Origin of the sequence: Tsukamurella sp. 8F (assembly GCF_029167375.1) — a bacterium.
Lineage (GTDB): Bacteria > Actinomycetota > Actinomycetes > Mycobacteriales > Mycobacteriaceae > Tsukamurella.
The window spans coordinates 209,776-228,522 of the sequence record NZ_JARFTP010000001.1 but is presented as its reverse complement, the minus strand read 5'-3'; the positions used below and the strand labels follow the sequence as shown (position 1 = coordinate 228,522).

Annotated in this window: 15 protein-coding genes and 1 pseudogene; 5 read left to right on the top strand and 11 right to left on the bottom strand. The window is 70.0% G+C overall.

All coding sequences use genetic code 11. The annotated features are described in order from the left end of the window. The first annotated feature begins 12 nt into the window (after nucleotides 1-12). The gene (gene treZ, locus P0W64_RS01120) at nucleotides 13-1,734 is read left to right on the top strand and encodes a malto-oligosyltrehalose trehalohydrolase (RefSeq protein ID WP_275478196.1); all 1,722 of its coding nucleotides are present in this window, start codon (nucleotides 13-15) and stop codon (nucleotides 1,732-1,734) included. Between the two features lie 112 nt (nucleotides 1,735-1,846). On the opposite strand, the pseudogene P0W64_RS01115 reads toward treZ, so the two are convergent. Next, nucleotides 1,847-2,200, bottom strand: a pseudogene (locus tag P0W64_RS01115) (nitroreductase/quinone reductase family protein); the annotation flags it as partial. Between the two features lie 164 nt (nucleotides 2,201-2,364). Here P0W64_RS01115 and P0W64_RS01110 point away from each other — a divergent pair. After that, the gene (locus tag P0W64_RS01110; protein WP_275478195.1) at nucleotides 2,365-2,943 is read left to right on the top strand and encodes a TetR family transcriptional regulator C-terminal domain-containing protein; all 579 of its coding nucleotides are present in this window, start codon (nucleotides 2,365-2,367) and stop codon (nucleotides 2,941-2,943) included. A gap of 5 nt (nucleotides 2,944-2,948) precedes the next feature. Here the strand turns inward: P0W64_RS01110 and P0W64_RS01105 are convergent, their stop codons facing one another. Then, entirely contained in the window at nucleotides 2,949-4,457 is a 1,509-nt protein-coding gene (locus P0W64_RS01105) for an MFS transporter (protein ID WP_275478194.1), read from the bottom strand. A gap of 105 nt (nucleotides 4,458-4,562) precedes the next feature. On the opposite strand from P0W64_RS01105, the gene P0W64_RS01100 reads away from it, so the two are divergent. The 3 genes from P0W64_RS01100 to P0W64_RS01090 all read left to right on the top strand — a co-directional run bounded on the left by P0W64_RS01100 (nucleotide 4,563) and on the right by P0W64_RS01090 (nucleotide 6,730). After that, on the top strand, nucleotides 4,563-5,093 hold the full coding sequence (locus tag P0W64_RS01100) for a TetR/AcrR family transcriptional regulator (RefSeq protein WP_275478193.1): 531 nt from the start codon (nucleotides 4,563-4,565) through the stop codon (nucleotides 5,091-5,093). 40 nt (nucleotides 5,094-5,133) lie between these two features. Next, the gene (locus P0W64_RS01095; protein ID WP_275478192.1) at nucleotides 5,134-6,162 is read left to right on the top strand and encodes an LLM class flavin-dependent oxidoreductase; all 1,029 of its coding nucleotides are present in this window, start codon (nucleotides 5,134-5,136) and stop codon (nucleotides 6,160-6,162) included. 64 nt (nucleotides 6,163-6,226) lie between these two features. After that, the gene (locus tag P0W64_RS01090) at nucleotides 6,227-6,730 is read left to right on the top strand and encodes a hypothetical protein (RefSeq protein ID WP_275478191.1); all 504 of its coding nucleotides are present in this window, start codon (nucleotides 6,227-6,229) and stop codon (nucleotides 6,728-6,730) included. Here the strand turns inward: P0W64_RS01090 and ilvA are convergent. From ilvA to P0W64_RS01045, 9 genes are all read right to left on the bottom strand, one after another. Further along, the gene (ilvA, locus tag P0W64_RS01085; RefSeq protein ID WP_275478190.1) at nucleotides 6,718-8,055 is read right to left on the bottom strand and encodes a threonine ammonia-lyase IlvA; all 1,338 of its coding nucleotides are present in this window, start codon (nucleotides 8,053-8,055) and stop codon (nucleotides 6,718-6,720) included. The two genes, P0W64_RS01090 and ilvA, sit on opposite strands and share 13 nt — an antisense overlap. Nucleotides 8,056-8,124: 69 nt before the next feature. After that, complete coding sequence (locus P0W64_RS01080; RefSeq protein ID WP_275478189.1) at nucleotides 8,125-10,320, bottom strand: bifunctional diguanylate cyclase/phosphodiesterase; 2,196 nt, start codon at nucleotides 10,318-10,320, stop codon at nucleotides 8,125-8,127. A gap of 85 nt (nucleotides 10,321-10,405) precedes the next feature. Further along, nucleotides 10,406-10,825: an A24 family peptidase gene (locus tag P0W64_RS01075; protein WP_275478188.1), complete on the bottom strand. Its 420-nt coding sequence runs from the start codon at nucleotides 10,823-10,825 to the stop codon at nucleotides 10,406-10,408. Nucleotides 10,826-10,888: 63 nt separating this feature from the next. Next, a complete protein-coding gene (locus P0W64_RS01070) occupies nucleotides 10,889-11,704 on the bottom strand; it encodes a shikimate dehydrogenase (protein WP_275478187.1) in 816 nt (271 codons plus the stop codon). Continuing rightward, a complete protein-coding gene (locus P0W64_RS01065) occupies nucleotides 11,704-12,987 on the bottom strand; it encodes an endolytic transglycosylase MltG (protein WP_275478186.1) in 1,284 nt (427 codons plus the stop codon). Before P0W64_RS01065 ends, P0W64_RS01070 begins: the two co-directional genes overlap by 1 nt. Beyond that, complete coding sequence (gene ruvX, locus P0W64_RS01060) at nucleotides 12,984-13,466, bottom strand: Holliday junction resolvase RuvX (RefSeq protein ID WP_275478185.1); 483 nt, start codon at nucleotides 13,464-13,466, stop codon at nucleotides 12,984-12,986. Before ruvX ends, P0W64_RS01065 begins: the two co-directional genes overlap by 4 nt. 2 nt (nucleotides 13,467-13,468) lie before the next feature. Beyond that, nucleotides 13,469-16,141, bottom strand: coding sequence for an alanine--tRNA ligase (alaS, locus tag P0W64_RS01055; protein WP_275478184.1), 2,673 nt, complete (start codon nucleotides 16,139-16,141; stop codon nucleotides 13,469-13,471). Between the two features lie 43 nt (nucleotides 16,142-16,184). Beyond that, nucleotides 16,185-17,555: a replication-associated recombination protein A gene (locus P0W64_RS01050; RefSeq protein ID WP_275478183.1), complete on the bottom strand. Its 1,371-nt coding sequence runs from the start codon at nucleotides 17,553-17,555 to the stop codon at nucleotides 16,185-16,187. Beyond that, on the bottom strand, nucleotides 17,552-18,712 hold the full coding sequence (locus tag P0W64_RS01045) for a hypothetical protein (RefSeq protein ID WP_275478182.1): 1,161 nt from the start codon (nucleotides 18,710-18,712) through the stop codon (nucleotides 17,552-17,554). Before P0W64_RS01045 ends, P0W64_RS01050 begins: the two co-directional genes overlap by 4 nt. Nucleotides 18,713-18,747 lie beyond the last annotated feature (35 nt).

Here is an 18,747-nt window from a genome sequence, read left to right as displayed (position 1 = left end):
GGTGGGCTCCTGATGGCGCAGAGGACATTCGAGGTGTGGGCCCCACGGCCGTCGTCAGTGGTTCTGTGGGTGGACGGCACCGAGCATCCGATGGCACCCGCGGGCGGCGGCTGGTGGGCCGTCGTGGCGGAGGCCGCCCCGGGGGCGCGCTACGGCTTCATTCTCGACGGTGAGGAGACCGTACTGCCGGACCCGCGGTCGCCACGGCAACCGGACGGCGTGCACTCCCCTTCACAGGTCTGGTCGGCTCCCGTCGCGCCGCCGCGGTGGGCGGGCCGTGAGCTGCACCATTCGGTGGTGTATGAGTTGCACGTCGGCACGTTCACGCCCGATGGGACGTTCGACGCGGCGATCGAGCGACTCGACCATCTCGCGGCCCTCGGGGTCGGCTTCGTCGAGCTGATGCCGGTGAACGCCGTGAACGGAGTGCACAACTGGGGCTACGACGGGGTCGGCTGGTATGCGGTGCACGAGCCCTACGGGGGCCCTGACGCGCTGCTGCGGCTGATCGCCGCCGCACACGAGCGCGGCCTCGGCGTACTCATCGATGCCGTCTACAACCACCTCGGTCCGTCCGGAAACTACCTGGGCCGATTCGGTCCCTACGAGACCGACGGAACCAACACCTGGGGTCGCACGATCAACATCGCGGGACCCGACAGCGACGAGGTCCGGGAGTTCGTCATCGAAAGCGCGTTGCGGTGGATGCGCGACTTCGGCGCCGACGGGCTGCGCCTCGACGCCGTACACGCCCTGGCCGATACCACGGCCGTCCACCTGCTCGAGGAGCTGGCCACCCGGACGGAGGCGCTGGCGACCGACCTCGGTCGGCCACTCGCCCTGGTCGCCGAGTCCGACCTGAACGATCCGCGCCTCGTCACGCCGCGCGACCGCGGTGGGTACGGCTTGGCCGCGCAGTGGGACGACGACGTCCACCACGCGATCCACGCCATCGTATCGGGCGAGCGGCAGGGCTACTACGCCGACTTCGGCAGCGCCGAATGCCTGTCGAAGGTGTTGCGGGAAGGCTTCTTCCACGCCGGAACGTACTCGTCTTTCCGGCGCAGACGCCATGGGCGCCCGTTGGATCGGGACATCGTCGACGGCGGGCGACTGCTCGCCTACACGTGCACGCACGACCAGATCGGCAACCGCGCCACCGGCGATCGCCCGGCCGCATATCTGACGCCCGGCCAGCTGGTCGTCAAGGCGGCTCTGGTGTTGTTCTCCCCCTTCACGCCGATGTTGTTCATGGGCGAGGAGTGGGGCGCCACCACACCGTTCCAGTTCTTCACCAGCCATCCCGAGCCGGAGCTGGCGCGGCGGACCGCGGAGGGCCGGGTCGCGGAGTTCGTCCAGCACGGGTGGCCGCCCGGGGACGTGCCCGACCCACAGGACCCCGTCACATTCGAAGCGTCCAAGCTGGACTGGTCGCAGCGGGAAAGGCAGCCTCATGCGCGCGTGCTCGCCGCGTACCGAGATCTACTGGCGTTCCGGGAGGGCCGGCCCGGCATCCTCGACGGCGACCTGCGGATGCTGACGACCGAATACCCGGACGACGAGTCGTGGTTCGCCGTGCACCGTGGCGATTTCACGCTGCTGGTCACCTTCACCCCGGACGGGGCGCGGATCCCGATCGGCGGCGATCCGGTGCTGTGGTGGGACGAGCCGGAGACGTCCGGGAATTCGACGACCTTGCCGGGGCACTCGTTCGCGATCCTCCGCACACGGTGATGTCCACGAGGTCGATGCGCACGGTCACGGGTTCCGCACTCAGGGCGCGTACGTTCACAGCGTTGAGCCAGCGCAGCGGCCGCCACCCGCACAGCAGGCGCTGGCGGGCAAGCGGGTCGTCGCCCGCGACCACCTGTGCGACGCCCGATACCCACACGAAACGCAGGCCGCGGCGGAAGCGGACACGCACGCGCGGGTCGCGTCGAAGGTTCTTCACGTAGTCGGCGCGCTCGCCGTGCTCGGCGACGATCCAGAAGACGCCGCCGCGGTGTCCGTTGCCCACCGGGACCACCCGCGGCCGCTGCGTGACACGCCCGGTGGTCTCCAGGAGCGCATATCCGAAGGGTACGAAGCCGATCCGGAAGAGCAGCCGTACAACGGGATTGAGAGTCCATCGCTGCACCGCGGCGACGACGGTCCGCTTGGCCCGCGGCGAGGCGAGCGTCAGGACGATGTTCGCGGCCATCAGCCCTGTGACGACCGCGGGCTGCACCGGGTCACGGCCCACGGAGGGATCGACGCCCCACAGCATCCACTGCAGAACCGCCAGGCCGACGGACCCGGTGACCACGGCGCGCGCACCCGTTCCCATACATCCGTATGGTTCCATACGGATGTATGGTTGTCCAGGTGGTGACCCGACGCAGTACCGGACCGGACGACCTCGCCGACGCGGCACTCGCGGTCGCCGGACGGAGAGGCCTGTCCGGCATGACCGTGCGCGGCGTGGCCGACGAGGCCGGTGTGTCCATCGGCGCCGTGCAACATCATTTCCCCACGACAGACGCGCTTTACCGCTTCGTGTTCCAGCGTCTGGCAGAGCGCATCCGCCGGCGGATCGATCGCGACCCGGTAGCGCGCGACGCAGGCGCGCCGGTCGACGACCGGTTGTCCGCGGCACTGCGGCATCTACTGCCTACCACGGTCGCCCGGCGTCGCGAGGCCGCAGTGATGGTCGAGTTCGCCGCGCGCGCCACACACTCCGCCGAGCTTGCCGAGGTGCAGTCGCTCATCCTCGGCGGGATCCGCTCCGAGCTCGTCGAGATCCTCGGCGCACACGGCCTGCCGGAGCCGGACGTGCGCGCCGCGCTGTTGCTGGCCACTGTCGACGGCCTGGCATTGGACGCCGTCTCCGCCCCGTCGCTCTACCCCGGCGCGACGCTCGACGCGTGCCTCTCCCGCCAGATCGCCGCAGCCCTCACGCCGTGAACGGGCTACTTCTTCAGCAGGCGCATCGCGAGCAGGGCACACAGCAACGAGGCGGCGCCGGACAGCCCGGCGGCAACGTGCATCCCGCTGACGAAAGACTCCGTCGCCGTGGACATCACGCGTGCACCGGCACCGCCACCGAGCCCCGCACCGACTTGCATCGCCGCCCCGATCGTCTCTCGTGCACGCTCGGCCAGTTCCGCGGGCAGGTCACGCAGGTCGACGCCCGCGCGGAACACCGCGGTGGCGACCGATCCGAGGATCGCCACGCCGAGCGCGTGACCGGCCTCGTATGCGGTCTCGGTCACGGCCGACGCCGCCCCCGCCCGGTCCTCGGGTACCGCGGACAACACGAGCGCAGACGTCACGGTGAGCACGGCGCCGGCACCCACGCCGATGAGCGTCTCTGCCACGACGAACGCTGCGACGCCACCGCCCACACCGACCATGGCCACGGCGCCGGCGACCTGTAGGAACAGCGCGCCCAGCAGGACGGTTCGCACCGAGAACCTGCGCTGCAGCGGCGCCGCGGCCAGCGCGGCCGCGCCGTTCGCGAACATCGCAGGCAGGATGACCAGCCCGGACTGCAGCGCGCCGAAGCCGTGCACCACCTGCAGGTACTGCGATCCGAAGTAGAGCAGACCCGCCACTGCGAACACCGCGATCAGGTTCGTCAGGACGGCGACGGTGAACGCCGGCCGCCCGAACAGCCCCACGTCGATCAGGGGCACGGCGAGCTGACGCTGGCGCCGCACGAACGCGAAGCCTGCAACCACCCCCGCCACGGCAGCTACCGAATCGATCCACGAGAAGCCGTGCGCCGCAGTCTCTTTGATCGCGTAGATCAGGGGAAGCAGAGCGAGGACGCTCAGGGCGACCGACGCAGGGTCGAGTCGCCCGGGCGCAGGGTCACGGCTCTCGCGCACCAGTACGGGGCCGAGCGCGACGATGAGCGCCGCGACGGGGACGTTGACGACGAACACCGAGCCCCAGAAGAAGTGCTCGAGCAGCCAGCCGCCGATCACCGGACCGGCCGCCGCACCGCCGGCGGCCATCGCCGACCAGACGCCGATCGCGAGCGTGCGCTGCGTCGCGTCTGCGAACGTGGAACGGATCAGCGCCAGAGTCGCCGGCATGAGCGTCGCGCCCGCGATGCCCTGGACGACACGCGCCGCGATCAGCATCTCGGGCGATACCGACATACCCGCGATCAACGAGGCGGCCGCGAAGCCGACGGCACCGATCAACAGGATTCGACGGCGGCCGATACGGTCGCCGAGGTTGCCCGCGGTGATGAGCAGCGCCGCGAGGACGAACGAGTAGACGTCCACGATCCACAGCAACTGCGTGGCAGACGGGTCGAGAGCCTGCGTCATGTGCGGGACCGCGATGTCGAGGACCGTCGCGTCCATCGAGACCAGGAACACTGCAGCCGACAACACCACCAGGGCACCCCAGTCACGCCATCCGGCGCGAGATGCCGCCGTCCTGCGGAGAGAGTCGAGGGTGGTCATCGTGTCACAGTCCTTCCGAGCCTTGCCAGAGACGATTTACTTAACCGTCCAGCCGGTACAGTAGCAGTGCACCGTCCAGCCGGTACAGCTGCTACGGTGGTGATGATGGCCACCGATACCCGCGACCGACTCCTCGACGCGACCGAGCAGATCCTGCTCGGCGCCGGCACCGCCTCCCTCACCCTCGACGCCGTGGCAGCCGAGGCCGGAGTCAGCAAGGGCGGGTTGCTTTACCACTTCAAATCGAAGGACGCGCTGCTCCTCGGCGTCGTGGACCGGCTCAGCCAGCGCTGGAACGCCGACATCGGGGACTCCGTCGCCCGCTGGTATCTCGCTGCGCCCGAGGGTGACGAGGCCCGCGAAGCGCAGATGCTCACGTCCATCGCCGCCGCCCTGCGAACCGCCGATCGCCGCGACGACGAAGTGCACGCCGCGGTCTGCCACCTCAATCGGCAATGGGACGACGCGATCCGGTCAGAGGTACCGGACCCTGTCACCGCCGAGACGGTGCGGCTCGTCGGTGACGGGCTGCTACTGGCCGCGATGCTGGGACTCCCCATGCCGGAGCCCGACCTGTACAAGCAGGTCGTTGCCCGTCTGCTCGACCCCGAGGAGGATACGACGGGGCGGGCGTAGCGACGGGAAGATCAGATACGTGTCCAACGTTGCAGGTGCCGTGACCACAATCTCCGTTCTGGACCTCGCGCCCGTCTCGGCCGACGCCACCGTCGGCGAAGCTCTCGAGGACACGGTCGCCGTGGCCCAGGCCGCCGAGCGGCTCGGCTACCACCGGTTCTGGGTCGCCGAGCATCACTCGATGCCGGGCATCGCGAGCGCCGCCCCCGCTGTTCTCATCGGCCGGATCGCTGCGGCCACCGAGTCGATCCGCGTGGGCTCGGGCGGCGTCATGCTGCCCAATCACCAACCCCTCGTCGTCGCCGAGCAGTTCGGCACGCTCGACGCCATGTTCCCGGGGCGCGTCGACCTCGGCATCGGTCGCGCACCCGGCACCGATCAGCTCACGGCCCACGCGCTGCGCGGCGGCAACGTGCAGGAGAAGGTCGAGGACTTCCCGCAGGCGCTCGCCCATCTGCGCGCGTTCTTCGCCGACGCATTCCCGGCGGACCACCCGTACGCCGCCATCACTGCGACGCCCGGCATCGGGGCGACACCCGAGGTCTGGCTCCTCGGCTCGTCGACGTTCAGCGCGCAACTCGCGGCCCTGCTCGGTCTGCCCTTCGCGTTCGCCCGGCACTTTGCGCCGCAGCAGACGATGCCTGCCCTTCGGACATATCGCGAGAACTTCAAACCCGCTGCACAGCAGGATGATCCCTCTCTCACTGGAACCCTCGATGCGCCGCGCGCGATGTTGACGGTCACCGTCGTCGCCGCCGAAACGGACGAGAAGGCGCGGCGCGTCGCCGCGCCCGCCAAGCTGGCGATGGCGCGGCTGCGCACAGGCAGCCCCGGCCGACTGCCCACCTTCGACGAAGCGGCCGCCGCACCGCTGACCGAGCTACAGGAGTCCGCGGTGGCACCGTCGTCGTCCGCGTGGATCGTCGGATCGCGAGAGACCGTGCGCGCTGAACTCGCCGAACTGATCGAGCGGACCGAGGCCGACGAGCTCATGGTGTCGGGGATGATCCCCGGACGCGCCGAGCGCATTCGCAGCCTCGAACTCATCGCCGAGGCGGCCGCGGCCTGATCTCCACCCGGAGCTCCACCCGCGGGTCGATCCGGAATCGCGCGCGCACGGCGAGTCTGAACGCATGAACGCGATAACAACCGCTCTCGTCGCTCTGGCCGTCGTGTGCTTCGTCCTCTACCGACAGACGAGGCCCCGTCCCATCGGCGACGACCTCCTCAAACTTCCGATCGTCCTCGGTGCGATAGGCGTCGTCCAGATCCTCGAATACCTCGGGCACGGAGGGGCGCCGTCGGTCGGAGAGGTGTGCGCCGCCGTACTCGGCCTCGCCGTCGCGCTGGCACTGGCGTACCCGCGTGCGGCATCGCTGCGCGTGTATCGCACTCCGGACGGCACGCTCATGCGCCGCGGGACGGCGGCGACTGTCGCCCTGTGGCTCATCGCGATCGGTGCCCACATCGCAATCGACGCCGTCGTGCCGCTCGCGTTCGGCGACCACGGGCGGGGAGGACTCGCGGGCGTGACCCTGATGCTGTACCTCGCCATCGCCCTCGGTGCGCAGGCCGTATTCCTGCGGCGCCGCGTGGCCGCGCATCAGCAGCCGGCAGCGCCCGTTCAGGTCAGGTAGCGGTACGCCGGCGAGCCCGGCTCGAGGCGCTCGCAGTGCAGTCGCGAGTCGTCCATCCGGTCGAGCAGCGCCGAGAGATCGTCGGCATGCCCGAGCTCGACGCCCACGAGCGCCTCTCCGGTGTCCCGGTTGTTGCGCTTCACGTACTCGAACAGCGTCACGTCGTCGTCGGGGCCGAGGACCTCGTCGAGGAAGCGGCGCAGCGCGCCCGGCTCCTGCGGGAAGGCGACGAGGAAGTAGTGCTTGAGCCCCTGATGCACGAGGGATCGCTCGATCACCTCGTTGTAGCGCGATACATCGTTGTTGCCGCCCGAGAGCAGGCAGACGACGGTCGACCCGGGCACCAGATCCAGCTGCTCGAGCGCGGCGACCGAGAGCGCTCCCGCCGGCTCCGCGATGACTCCCTCGTTCTGGTAGAGGTCGAGCATCGTGGTGCAGACGGACCCCTCGTCCACCTCCACGATCGCAGTGATGCCGGGCTCGACACGAGACGGCCGTTTGCCGTCCCACACCCGGGCGCCCGCGTCGACCGCTGCGTCGTAGCCGATCCTGCCGATCCGCTTGACCGCGGCGCCGTCGACGAACGGGTCGATGGTGCGTAGATCCACCGGCCCGCCCGCCGCGAGTGCCTCGACCATCGACGGCGCGCCCCCCGGCTCGACGCCCACGAGCGCGGCCTCGTCGGACACGTGGCGTAGGTAGCGGGAGATCCCCGCGAAGCATCCGCCCCCGCCCACGGGCACCACGGTGACGTCGGGAGCGCCGCCGAGCTGGTCGACGATCTCCATCGCGATGGTTCCCTGGCCCGCCGTCGTCCGGGCGTCGTCGAACGCATGCACCCATGTCGCGCCGGTGCGCGCGACATCCTCCTGTGCCGCTGCCGCGGCAGCGTCGTAGGTCTCCCCCGTCGCGATCAGCTCGACGAAGCCTGCGCCGTGGGCACGGATCCGGTCCCGCTTCTGCTTCGGCGTCGTCGTGGGTACGTAGATGCGGCCCTGGACGCCCATCGCACGGCACGCGAACGCCACCCCCTGCGCATGGTTACCGGCCGACGCGGCGACCACCCCCGCGGCCTTCTCCTCGTCGTCGAGCTGCGCCATCAGGTTATACGCGCCGCGGATCTTGTACGAGCGCACCACCTGCAGGTCCTCGCGCTTGATGTACACCTTCGCACCGGTGAGCTCAGACAGCCGCTCGACGTACTGCAGCGGGGTGGTCGTTACCACGCCGTCGAGACGTGCCCGTGCCGCCTCGATGTCCGCAATGCTCGGCACAGCGGTGTCGCCGGGCGGTGCGGACCTGGAGTTCGAGACGTCGGTGGTCATGCCGAACATGGTCCCACGTGCCGAGGCCTTGTCCGCGTCCGGCCGATAGTGCTCCCGGCCCGGACCGGGTCAGCCCGCGAACGCGGCGGTGAAGGGCTCTGGACGCCCGTGGAACCAGCCCTGCGAGTACGTGCAGCCCAGGTCGCGCACGCGGGTCGCCAGCGAGGCGTCCTCGATGCCCTCGGCGACCGTCTCGATGCCGAGGCTGCGGCACATCGCCACGATCGCGCTGACGACGACCTGACGCTTATAACCGTCGTCATCGCCGAGCGCCCGCACGAACGACTTGTCGATCTTGACGACGCTGATCGGGAACTGACTCAGGTGGTTGAGCGCCGAGTATCCGACGCCGAAGTCGTCGAGGCTGACCCGGACCCCGAGGTCGGCCAGGTCCGACAGCACCCGAGCCGCGTTGTCGGTGTCCGCGATGAGCGCGGTCTCGGTGAGCTCGATCCACAGCGCCGACGGAGGCACGCCGTGCCGCGCGAGCGCGCGATCCACCCGCTCCGCAAGGCCCGGGTCCTGCAACTGCCGTGCCGACAGATTTACCGAGACCGCCGATCGACCACCCGACCGCCGGTGACGGCCGATCTCGGACAGCGCGGCATCCAGCACCCAGTCACCGATCTCCACGATCAGCCCCGAGCTCTCGGCGACCTCCATGAACTCCTCGGGGTTGACGACATCGCCTTCGCGGTGCCAGCGCAGCAGCGCCTCGTAGGCCACCACACGGCCCGTGGTGTTGGAGACGATCGGTTGGTAGTTCAGTTCGAACGACCCGTTCGCGACCGCTTCGCGCAGCCCGGCCGTCAGCTCGAGCCGGTCCAGCGCCTCGGCCCTCAGCCGCTCGTCGAAGACCACGACGGGCTGCGCCCCGTCGGCACGCGCGCTCTGCATCGCGGCGTCGGCCTCACGCACCACGTCGACGGGGACCGTGCCATCGCTCGCCTGACCGACACCGACATGCGCGGTGAGCGCGATCCGCGCGTCGCCGATCCGGAACGGCTCCGACACCGAGGTGACCAGATGTTCCCCGAGGGCCGCCGCGACCGCGGCCCGCATGTCCGTCACGATCACGAAGTCCTCGCCGCCGACACGGTACGTACTCCCCTGCGACCCGACGACCTGCTGCACTCTCCGGGCGACCTCGACCAGCGCCCGGTCGCCGACCCCGCGGCCGAAACTGTCCGCAACGGTTCGCAGGCCGTCGACACCGAGATAGAGCACGCTCCGCGAGTTCTTCTCGGCGGCCATGACCTCGGCGAGCCGGGTCCGGTTCGGCAGGCCGGTGAGGGCATCGTGTGTGCCGTCGTACCGCGCGGCGGCGGCCTCGCGCTCGAGGTCGCGCAGTGCACGGTCGGTGCGCGTGAGTATCAATGCGACGAGGCCCGCCACTACCAACATCCGCAGCGTCGCACCCAGTTCGCCGCGGGCGCCACCGAACCCGGGCGCTATGGCGACTGCCACGCCGACCGTGGCTATCTCGACCACCTGGTACGCGCCACGACGCACCTGCATCGCGTCGGGCGGAGCGTGTCGCGCGAAGTCGGGGTGCACGGCCGCGGCGGCGAACAACGCCAATGCGATCACGACGAGCGAGCGGTACAGGGTCGGCATGGGATGCCCACCCCATGCGCCCATCACGAGCGCCACGCCGGCCGCCACGTTCACGGCGAACCCGTAACACATGAAGTTGAAAGCCCGGTTGTGCCGGGCGGTCACCAGAGAGACCTGCATGACCGTCACGAGGATCGCCGCGTCGACGCTCACGCAGAGCACCGCCGCGACGCGGGGGTCGTGCAGATGCGCGACACCGGCTCCCAGCCACAACATGGAACCGCCCCACACCAGCGGGACGAATACCACGGGCAGCAGCAGAAGCGGCCAGGACCGCTGATCACTCAGCCCGTGCGCACGAAGCCAACGCATCACGCCGAACGCGACGATCGAGTGCGCGCACAGAACCGCGACCTCGAGCGCCGGCGTCGTCACCGAGTCGTGTGGGCTGTAGTGGTCGATCGTCTGGATCACGGCGGTCGACAGCAGGCCGACGGCGAGCGGGGTGACGACCGCCGACTCACCGAGACGTATGCCTGCTATCAGCACTGCCGAGCCCGCGACGGCGGAGGTGATCACTGCGAGCGCCTCGGCCAACGGGTCGTTATCCATCACCTGCGCGAAGACGGCGATACCCACCAGCGGCACCAGCACCAGGAGCGCGAAAGCGCTGAACCACCCCTGGTTGCGCATCGTCGTGTTCTCCATCCGCTTCGGCGTGCCGACGCCACGATACCCGACCACTCTGTGCTGAAATTCACGAACACAAATCGAAGCCGTCGGAATCGGTCGGTCACCAGATAGTCGCGACGCACACCGCATACGCGGCTAAGAGCATCGCCGCGCCGTGCGGGCTCGCACGGCTGCGGGCCGATGCCGCCGCCACGAGCGAGCACACTTGCGCGAGCACTACGGCGATGCACACACCCGTCGGCCCGGCCACCCAGCCCACCGCCGCTCCCAACGGGACGGCGAGTTTGACGTCGCCCGCCCCGATACCGCCGCAGACGAAACCCACGAGATAGACGCCGCACCACGCAGCCGCGCCGACCAACGGCTCCCACTCGCCCGCCGCCGCACCCACACAGGCCGCCGTCGTGGCCAATAGGCATGCGGGCACCGTCAGGACATTCGGAAGGCGGCGCGTCCGCACGTCGATCGACGCGGCGGCCAGCGCCCACGGCACAGCGATCAGCAGGACGACGAGTTCCATGCCGGGAGCATCCCCCGGAGCACCGACAGGTTCGGCGCGCCGCGACGGATGCCCGCAGCGTCGCTAGGCCGAGCGCGCCGCCGCGAGCGCCGCGGCCATCTCCGCGCGAGGCGCGGGACGGCCTGTGAACAGCTCGGACTGCCGGAACGCCTGGTGCAGGAGCATCGTCAGCCCCCCGACGACGGCCGCGCCCCGCACACCGGCGGCAGCCGCGAGCGGCGTCGGCCACGGCTCGTAGATCGCATCCGTGACGGCAGGCGCCAGACCCGCGAGTACGGATGCGAGCTCGCCTGCGAGGGCGACGGCCGGCACCGTCGAACACACGACGTCCACCTCGCCCACGCGGACGAGGTCGGTCGGATCGAGCGCGACCCATGTGGCTTCGACGCCGAACGCCGCGGCGCATCTCAGTGCACCGTCGGCACGCTCACGCGATCGGGAGGCGACGGTGACCCGGGCGCAGCCTCGTTCCGCGAGCGCGGCGATGGTCGGCAGCGCGGATCCGCCCGCGCCTACGACCAGAGCGGTACCCGCGGCAGCCGGCGCGCCGACCTCATCCAGCATCGCGGCTGCCCCGTCTATGTCGGTGCAGTCCGCGAGCCAGCCTCCGCCAGTGCGGACGAGGGTGTTGGCCGACCCCACCGCAGCGGCACGATCGGTTCGTTCGGTGGCCGTCGCGAGGGCGGCGAACTTCCCGGGCATGGTCACCGAGAATCCCACCCAGTCCGCGTCGGCTGCGGCGACGAGACCGGGCAGGCGCTCGGCGTCGCACTCGATCCGTTCGTACGTCCAGTCCAGACCGAGCGCCACGAAAGCCGCCTCGTGCAGAACCGGCGAGAGGGAGTGCGCGATGGGCGTGCCGAGCACGGCGGCGCGCATCAGCAGCCGGTCGACAGCAGCTTGGAATCGCAGGCCTTCTGCCGGTTCTTCTCGTGCTCCGTGTAGTCGGCCGTGAACAGGGTCGTGCCGTCCTTGTCGATCGTGACGAAGTACAGCCACGGGCCCGGCGCCGGATCCTCGACCGCATCGAGCGCGTCCTGCCCGACGGCCCCGATCGGCGTCGCAGGCAGCCCGTACTTGACGTAGGTGTTCCAGTCGGTCGCCTTGGACAGGTTCTCGCCGGCGACGTCGATGTTGGTGACGCTCGCCGTGTAGTTGACCGTCGAATCCATCTGCAGTCGCTGCTTCTTGGCGAGGCGGTTCAGTACGACACGGGCGACTTTGGGGTAGTACTCCGACTTGTTGACCTCGCGCTCCACCACCGACGCCGAGACGAGTGCCTGGTACGGAGTCAGCTTGGCCGGCCCGTCTGGCGCGACGTCGAGCAGGCCCTGCACCTCGTACTTCGCCGCCGACTTCGAGATGAGATCCGCAAGGATGGCGGTGGGGCTCGCATCCGGGTCGACCTGGTCCCAGATGCCGGGCGCGATGAGCCCCTCGAGGCGCCGGTGATCGCCGGTCTTGGCCTTGACTGCGGCCGCCGCCCAATCCGGCACCCCGAGCGCCTGGGGAGTCGCCGTCGAGGCGGCCTTGGCCAGTTGGCTGACCGTGATCGCGTGCTTCTTGCCGTTCGCCTCGTACTGGGTCGCCTCGGCGATCATCGAGAAGATCCCACGGGTCGTCTTCTTGTCGATGCCGCGCTTGTCGTCGAGCTGCGCGCCCGGCGGAACGTTGAGCATCCCGACGCGGTGCGCGCGCTGCGGGTCGACGAGGACAGTCACTGCGTTCTGGGCCGACATGTGCTTACGCATCAGGTAGTAGCCGGCCGAGATCGGCTTGTCCGTGGCGGCCTCGTTGAACGCGCCGACCGACCGCACGACTCCAGCGTCGACCAGGTTCTGCGCGAATTCACCGTTGGTGGAACCGGTCACGTGTACCACGACGTCGGCGCCCTCCGAGCCCGAGGACCAGTCCTGCGCAGACACGCTGTCGCCGCCCCACAACCTGCTGATACCGAGCGTGTGCCGCAGCGGGTAGGCAACGGCGGCCACGACGACCAGGAAGATCACGACGATCGCGACGAACACGAACCGACGGCGACGGGCGACCCGCGCCTGCCTCTCCCTCTCGCGGCGACGTTCGGCCCGAGACGTGGGCGGGCGCCCCTCCTCGGAGCCGATCTGCGTCGGTTCGGCGCGCTGGGTGTGCCAGCCGTCGTTCACTCGTCGTCCTCCTCGCTGCCGGTGGCCGCCGACCGCTGCTCGTCGAGCCATCCTTGCAGGATGGCCACCGCGGCGGCCTGGTCGATCACCGATCGCTGCTGCTTGGCACGCATGCCGTTCTCACGGAGCGCGCGCTGCGCGGCCACCGTCGTGAACCGCTCGTCACTGAAACATACCCGCGGTGCAGGCTCACGCTGGGATCTCGCCAGCGCGGCGCGTAATCCACGCGCGAAGCTCTCCGCCATCTGCGCCGAGGCGCCGTGCTCGCCACGCAGGGTACGCGGCAGCCCGACCACCACCTCGATCGGCTCGAAGTCGTCGACGAGCGCCAGGATCCGGCGAATGTCGCTGCCGTCCTTGGCCGCTCGTACCGTCTCGACGGGCGTGGCGAGGATTCCGTCGGGGTCGGACACGGCGACGCCGATGCGGGCCCGGCCCACATCCAGAGCCAGTCGTCTCCCCCGCTGGAATCCGCCCACCGTCAGGCGCCCACCGCCGACGCGACGGCCGTTCGGACCGCCGCAAGAGCGGAGTCGATCCCGGACGCATCCGATCCGGCGCCCTGCGCGAGGTCCGGCTTACCGCCGCCCCGGCCGCCGACCGCCGGCGCCGCCGCCTTCACCAGATCGCCCGCACGGACACCCAGATCCTGCGCGGCGTCGTTCACCGCCACGGCGAACGGGACCTTGTCACCGTCCTCGGCGAAGAGTGCGACCACGGCGGGCTCTGCGCCTACGCGACCCTTCAGCTGCGTCACGAGGCCGCGCAGGTCACCTCCGGCCACGCCCTCGGGCGCGCGGGCCGCGACGACGCGCGCGGCGCCCACCCGCTCGGGCGACGCCGCGAGCTCGGACAACGCCGAGAGCGCCGCCTGGGAGCGCAGCTTCTCGAGTTCCTTCTCGGCGTCCTTGAGACGGTTGACCATCGACTCGACACGACCGGGAAGTTCCTCGGACGGAACCTTGAGCGACGACGACAGCGCGGACACCAGGGCGCGCTCCTTGTTCAGCTCCGTGACGGCGTCCAGGCCGACGTACGCCTCGACGCGGCGCACGCCCGAACCGACGGAACTCTCGCCGAGCAGCGTGACGGGCCCGACGAGCCCGGAACTCGCGACGTGCGTGCCGCCGCACAACTCGAGCGAGAACGGCCCACCGATCTCGACCACCCGCACACGCTCGCCGTAGTTCTCTCCGAACAGTGCCATCGCGCCGCGCCGCTTGGCTGTCTCCAGGTCGGTGACGTCGGTGTTCACGGCGTAATCGGCCTGCACGGCAGCGTTGGTGACGCCCTCGATCTCTGCTCGCTGTTGCTCCGACAGCGCGCCCTGCCACCGGAAGTCGAAACGCAGGTAACCCGGGCGGTTCAGCGATCCCGCCTGCACGGCGTTCGGGCCGAGCACCTGACGCAATGCGGCGTGCACGAGGTGCGTACCGGAATGTCCCTGGGTGCTGCCATGCCGGTGTGCCGGGTCCACGGCGACGGTGACGGTGTCACCCTCCGCGACCTCCCCGGAAGCCACGGTGCCCTGGTGGCGCCAGACGGTCTTGGCGACGCGCTGCACGTCGGTGACGACGATCTGCGCGCCGGCCGCGGTCGTGATGGTGCCGATATCCGCGAGCTGGCCGCCGGCCTCCGCGTACAGCGGGCTGCGGTCGAGGACGACCTCGACGTCCTCCCCGGTCGCGACTGTCGGAACCCGCACGCCGTCGCGGACGAGGCCCAGCACCTGCGCGCCCGAGGTGAGCTCGTCGAAGCCGGTGAACTCGGTCGGCCCGCGGTCGACGAACTCGCGGAAGACCGATAGATCCGCGAGCGCCGACTTGCGGGAGTTCGCGTCGTCCTTCGCGCGCTGCCGCTGTTCTGCCATGAGGGCTCGGAAGCCGTCCTCGTCGACCGTGAGACCGGCCTCGGACGCCATCTCCAGAGTCAGGTCGATCGGGAAGCCGTAGGTGTCGTGAAGGGTGAACGCGTCGTCGCCGGACAGCACAGAGCTCCCGGCCGCCCTGGTCGACGAGGCGGCGTTCCCGAACAACGTCGTGCCCTGTTCGAGTGTCCTGAGGAACGCAGCCTCCTCACCGATCGCAACGGTCCGTATGCGCTCGGCGTCGTCGGCGAGGGAGGGGTACGACGGCGACATCGTCGCGAGCACGGTGTCGACGAATGCGCCCATGGTCTCGCCCGCGGCGCCCAGCAGACGCGCCGACCGGACGACGCGACGCAGCAGCCGGCGGAGCACGTAGCCGCGGCCGTCGTTACCGGGATTGACGCCGTCCTCGATGAGCATCACGGCGGTGCGGGTGTGGTCCGCGATGACGCGGAACAGCCGGTCTCGCTCGGGGTCGCCCGCGGAGTAGCGCTGCCCGGTCAGCTCCTCCGCGCGATCGATCACGGGACGCAGCAGATCGGTCTCGTACACATTGTCGACACCCTGCAGCAGGAAGGCGACGCGCTCGATGCCCATACCGGTATCGATGTTCTTCTTCGGCAATTCGCCGAGGATCTCGAAGTTCTCCTTGCCGAGCCCCTTACCGCGCTCGTTCTGCATGAAGACGAGATTCCAGATCTCGATGTACCGGTCCTCGTCCGCCTCCGGGCCCCCCTCCACGCCGAAGTCGGGGCCACGGTCGTAGAAGATCTCGGAGCACGGTCCGGCCGGACCGGGGATGCCCATGGACCAGTAGTTGTCTTTCAGACCGCGGCGCTGGATCCGTTCCGGGACCTGGCCGACCTCGAGCCACAGGTCGCGGGCCTCGTCGTCATCGAGGTACACCGTGGACCACAGGCGCTCGGGGTCGATACCGAAGCCGCCGTCCTCCACTGCGCCGGTGAGCAGCGTCCACGCGAACCGGATGGCGTCGCGCTTGAAATAGTCGCCGAAGCTGAAGTTGCCTGCCATCTGGAAGAAGGTGTTGTGGCGGGTCGTGATGCCGACCTCCTCGATATCCAGTGTGCGGACACACTTCTGGATCGAGGTGGCGCGGTCGTAGGGCGGCGTCTGCTGCCCCAGGAAGTAGGGCACGAACGGCACCATGCCCGCGATCACGAACAGCTGATTCGGGTCGTTCAAGACCAGGGAGGCGCTGGGCACCTCGGTATGGCCGTTCTTCACGAAGTGGTCGGTGAACCGCTTCCGGATCTCGTGGGTCTGCACGCAGCTTCCTTAGGCTTCAGGGCGTCGGTAACGACCTACGACCTTACCGACGCCGGAGAATGGAGCGAAGGCGCGCCACCCGCGGCTTGATCTCGCGCTCGAACCCGTACTCGGTGGGCTGGTAGTAGTCGGTGCCCACCAGTTCGTCCGGCGGGTACTGCTGCGCGACGACGCCGCCGGGATGGTCGTGCGGATAGACGTAGCCCTGCGCGTTGCCGATCAGCTTCGCGCCCGCATAGTGGCCGTCCCGCAGTGCTGCCGGGACCGCACCGGTCTTCCCGGTCGCCACATCGCCGAGCGCCGCCGTGATCGCGGCGTTCACGCCGGGCGACTTGGGTGCGGTAGCGAGGTGGATCGTGGCCTGCGCCAAGGCCAGTCGCGCCTCCGGCATGCCGATCAGCTGCACCGCCTGCGCAGCCGCTGTGGCAACCTGCAGTGCCGTCGGATCGGCCATGCCGACGTCCTCGGACGCATGCACAACGAGCCGGCGCGCTATGAACCGTGGGTCCTCCCCCGCGGTGATCATGCGGGCCAGGTAGTGCAGCGCCGCGTCGACGTCCGAGCCGCGGATGGACTTGATGAACGCGCTGATCACGTCGTAGTGCTGGTCGCCCGCACGGTCGTACCGCACGGCCGCGGTGTCGATCGACGCCTCGACCCGCACCAGCGACAACTCGGTCTCGCCCGCTGCGATGGCGAGGTCCGCCGCGGCCTCGAGCGCGGTGAGTGCCCGTCGCGCGTCGCCGCCCGAGAGCCGCACGAGATGCTCGCGCGCGTCGTCCGCGATCACGAGCACACCCGCGTAGCCGCGCGCGTCGGCGAGAGCGCGGTCGATCAGCGTGCCGATCTGCTCGGGCTCCAGCGGCTGCAGCGCGAGCACCAGCGAGCGCGACAGCAGCGGCGACACAACGGAGAAGCTCGGGTTCTCGGTGGTCGCCGCGACGAGCAGCACCACGCGGTTCTCCACCGCTGCGAGCAGTGCGTCCTGCTGCGACTTGCTGAACCGATGCACCTCGTCGATGAACAGCACCGTCTGCTCGCCGGCCGACAGGCGGCGCCGGGCGAGCTCGATGACGCCCCGAACCTCCTTGACGCCCGACGACAGTGCCGACAGCGCCTCGAACCGTCGCCCGGTGGCGCCCGAGACGAGCGATGCGATGGTCGTCTTTCCCGTGCCGGGAGGGCCGTACAGGATCACCGATGCGGCCCCGGAGCCCTCGATCAGCCGCCGAAGCGGAGTGCCCGCGCCGAGTAGATGCTCCTGGCCGACCACCTCGTCCAGGGTGGCGGGTCGCATCCGTGCTGCAAGGGGCGCGCCCGCGTGCGTGGGCACGAACTCGACACCGGACCGCGCGTCGGCGCCCGCCCCCGCCGCGCCAAGGTCACCGTCGTCCCCGAACAGGCTGGAGGTCACAGCTTCCGGGCGATGTCCGCGGCGCCCGCGGCGAATTCTGCGAGGCCCGGCGCCACCTGGGGCATCTCCGGACCCAACGCGGCGGCGAGCGCCTGCCACCGGTCCGCGAGGTCGGCCCCCGACCACTCCGTGAGCGCGTGCAGGTGCCCCGCGTCGAAACCCGCGTCCTGCGAGTCCGGGCCATCGGGGAGATGCCAATAGGTCGCCAGCACCAGCCACGCCGTGAGCGCGGCGGCCATGTGCCGTAGCAGGGTCACGTCATCGTCGAGGCGCGGCCAGATCCGGACCACCTCCGAGCGCCACGACTCCACGAGCGTGCCGGACAGTCCATCCTCTAAACCCGTCCGGAGCGGGTTCGGATAGGTGAGCATCGCGTAACCCACGTCCAGCGTCGCGTCACGGAACCCGGCCCACTCGTAGTCCAGGAAGCGCACGCCTCCGTCGATCACGACCGCGTTGTCGGGGCCCACATCCGACGGACTGAATGCGCGGTAGGGCCCGCCGGTGAAGAGGCTCGCGGCCTTGCGTAGCAGCTCCGTCGGGGCGGGCGCGACCATACCGAGATCTGCGAGACGTCCCGGAACGCTGTCCGCGGCGCGCGCCGCCTCGCAACCGACGGGGTCGTGCCGCACGTCCGTGTGCTCGCGCCGGGCGAGCGCGCTCAGGTCGTCCTCACGCCCCACGGTGCCGGCGTGCATGCGGCCGAGGGCCTGCCCCCACGCCGCGAGCAGCGTGCCTGCGGCCATGGTCTCGGCACGGGCGAGCACTGCGGCGACACTGTCCCCGACACCCAGGTCCGATAGCACGAGGATCCGCTGCTCCGGATCCGACGCGAGCAGCGTCGGCCCCGGACGGGAGTCGACGGGCAGCGCGGTGGCGAACTTGTAGGCGGCGGCCTCGCGAGCGAAAGCCTCGCCGAGGTCCGCGTCGGTCGCATCGGCGTCCAGCAGCTGTTTGACGACGACGGTGCGTGGTAGCGAGAAGTTGTTGTGAGCCACGCGTGCGCGCATCACGAGAGTGCGGCCGCTCCCACCCAGGTCCTCCGGGTCCACGAGGATCGTCTCCATCCCCGTGCGCCGCTGCAGGAGGCGCTCCACGGCCGCGAGGGTCGATTCCACGACCCGTCCACGCCCGACCGATTCCACCGTTGCAACCATCGCCCCCGAGGCTACCCCAGTAGGGTGCCGACTGA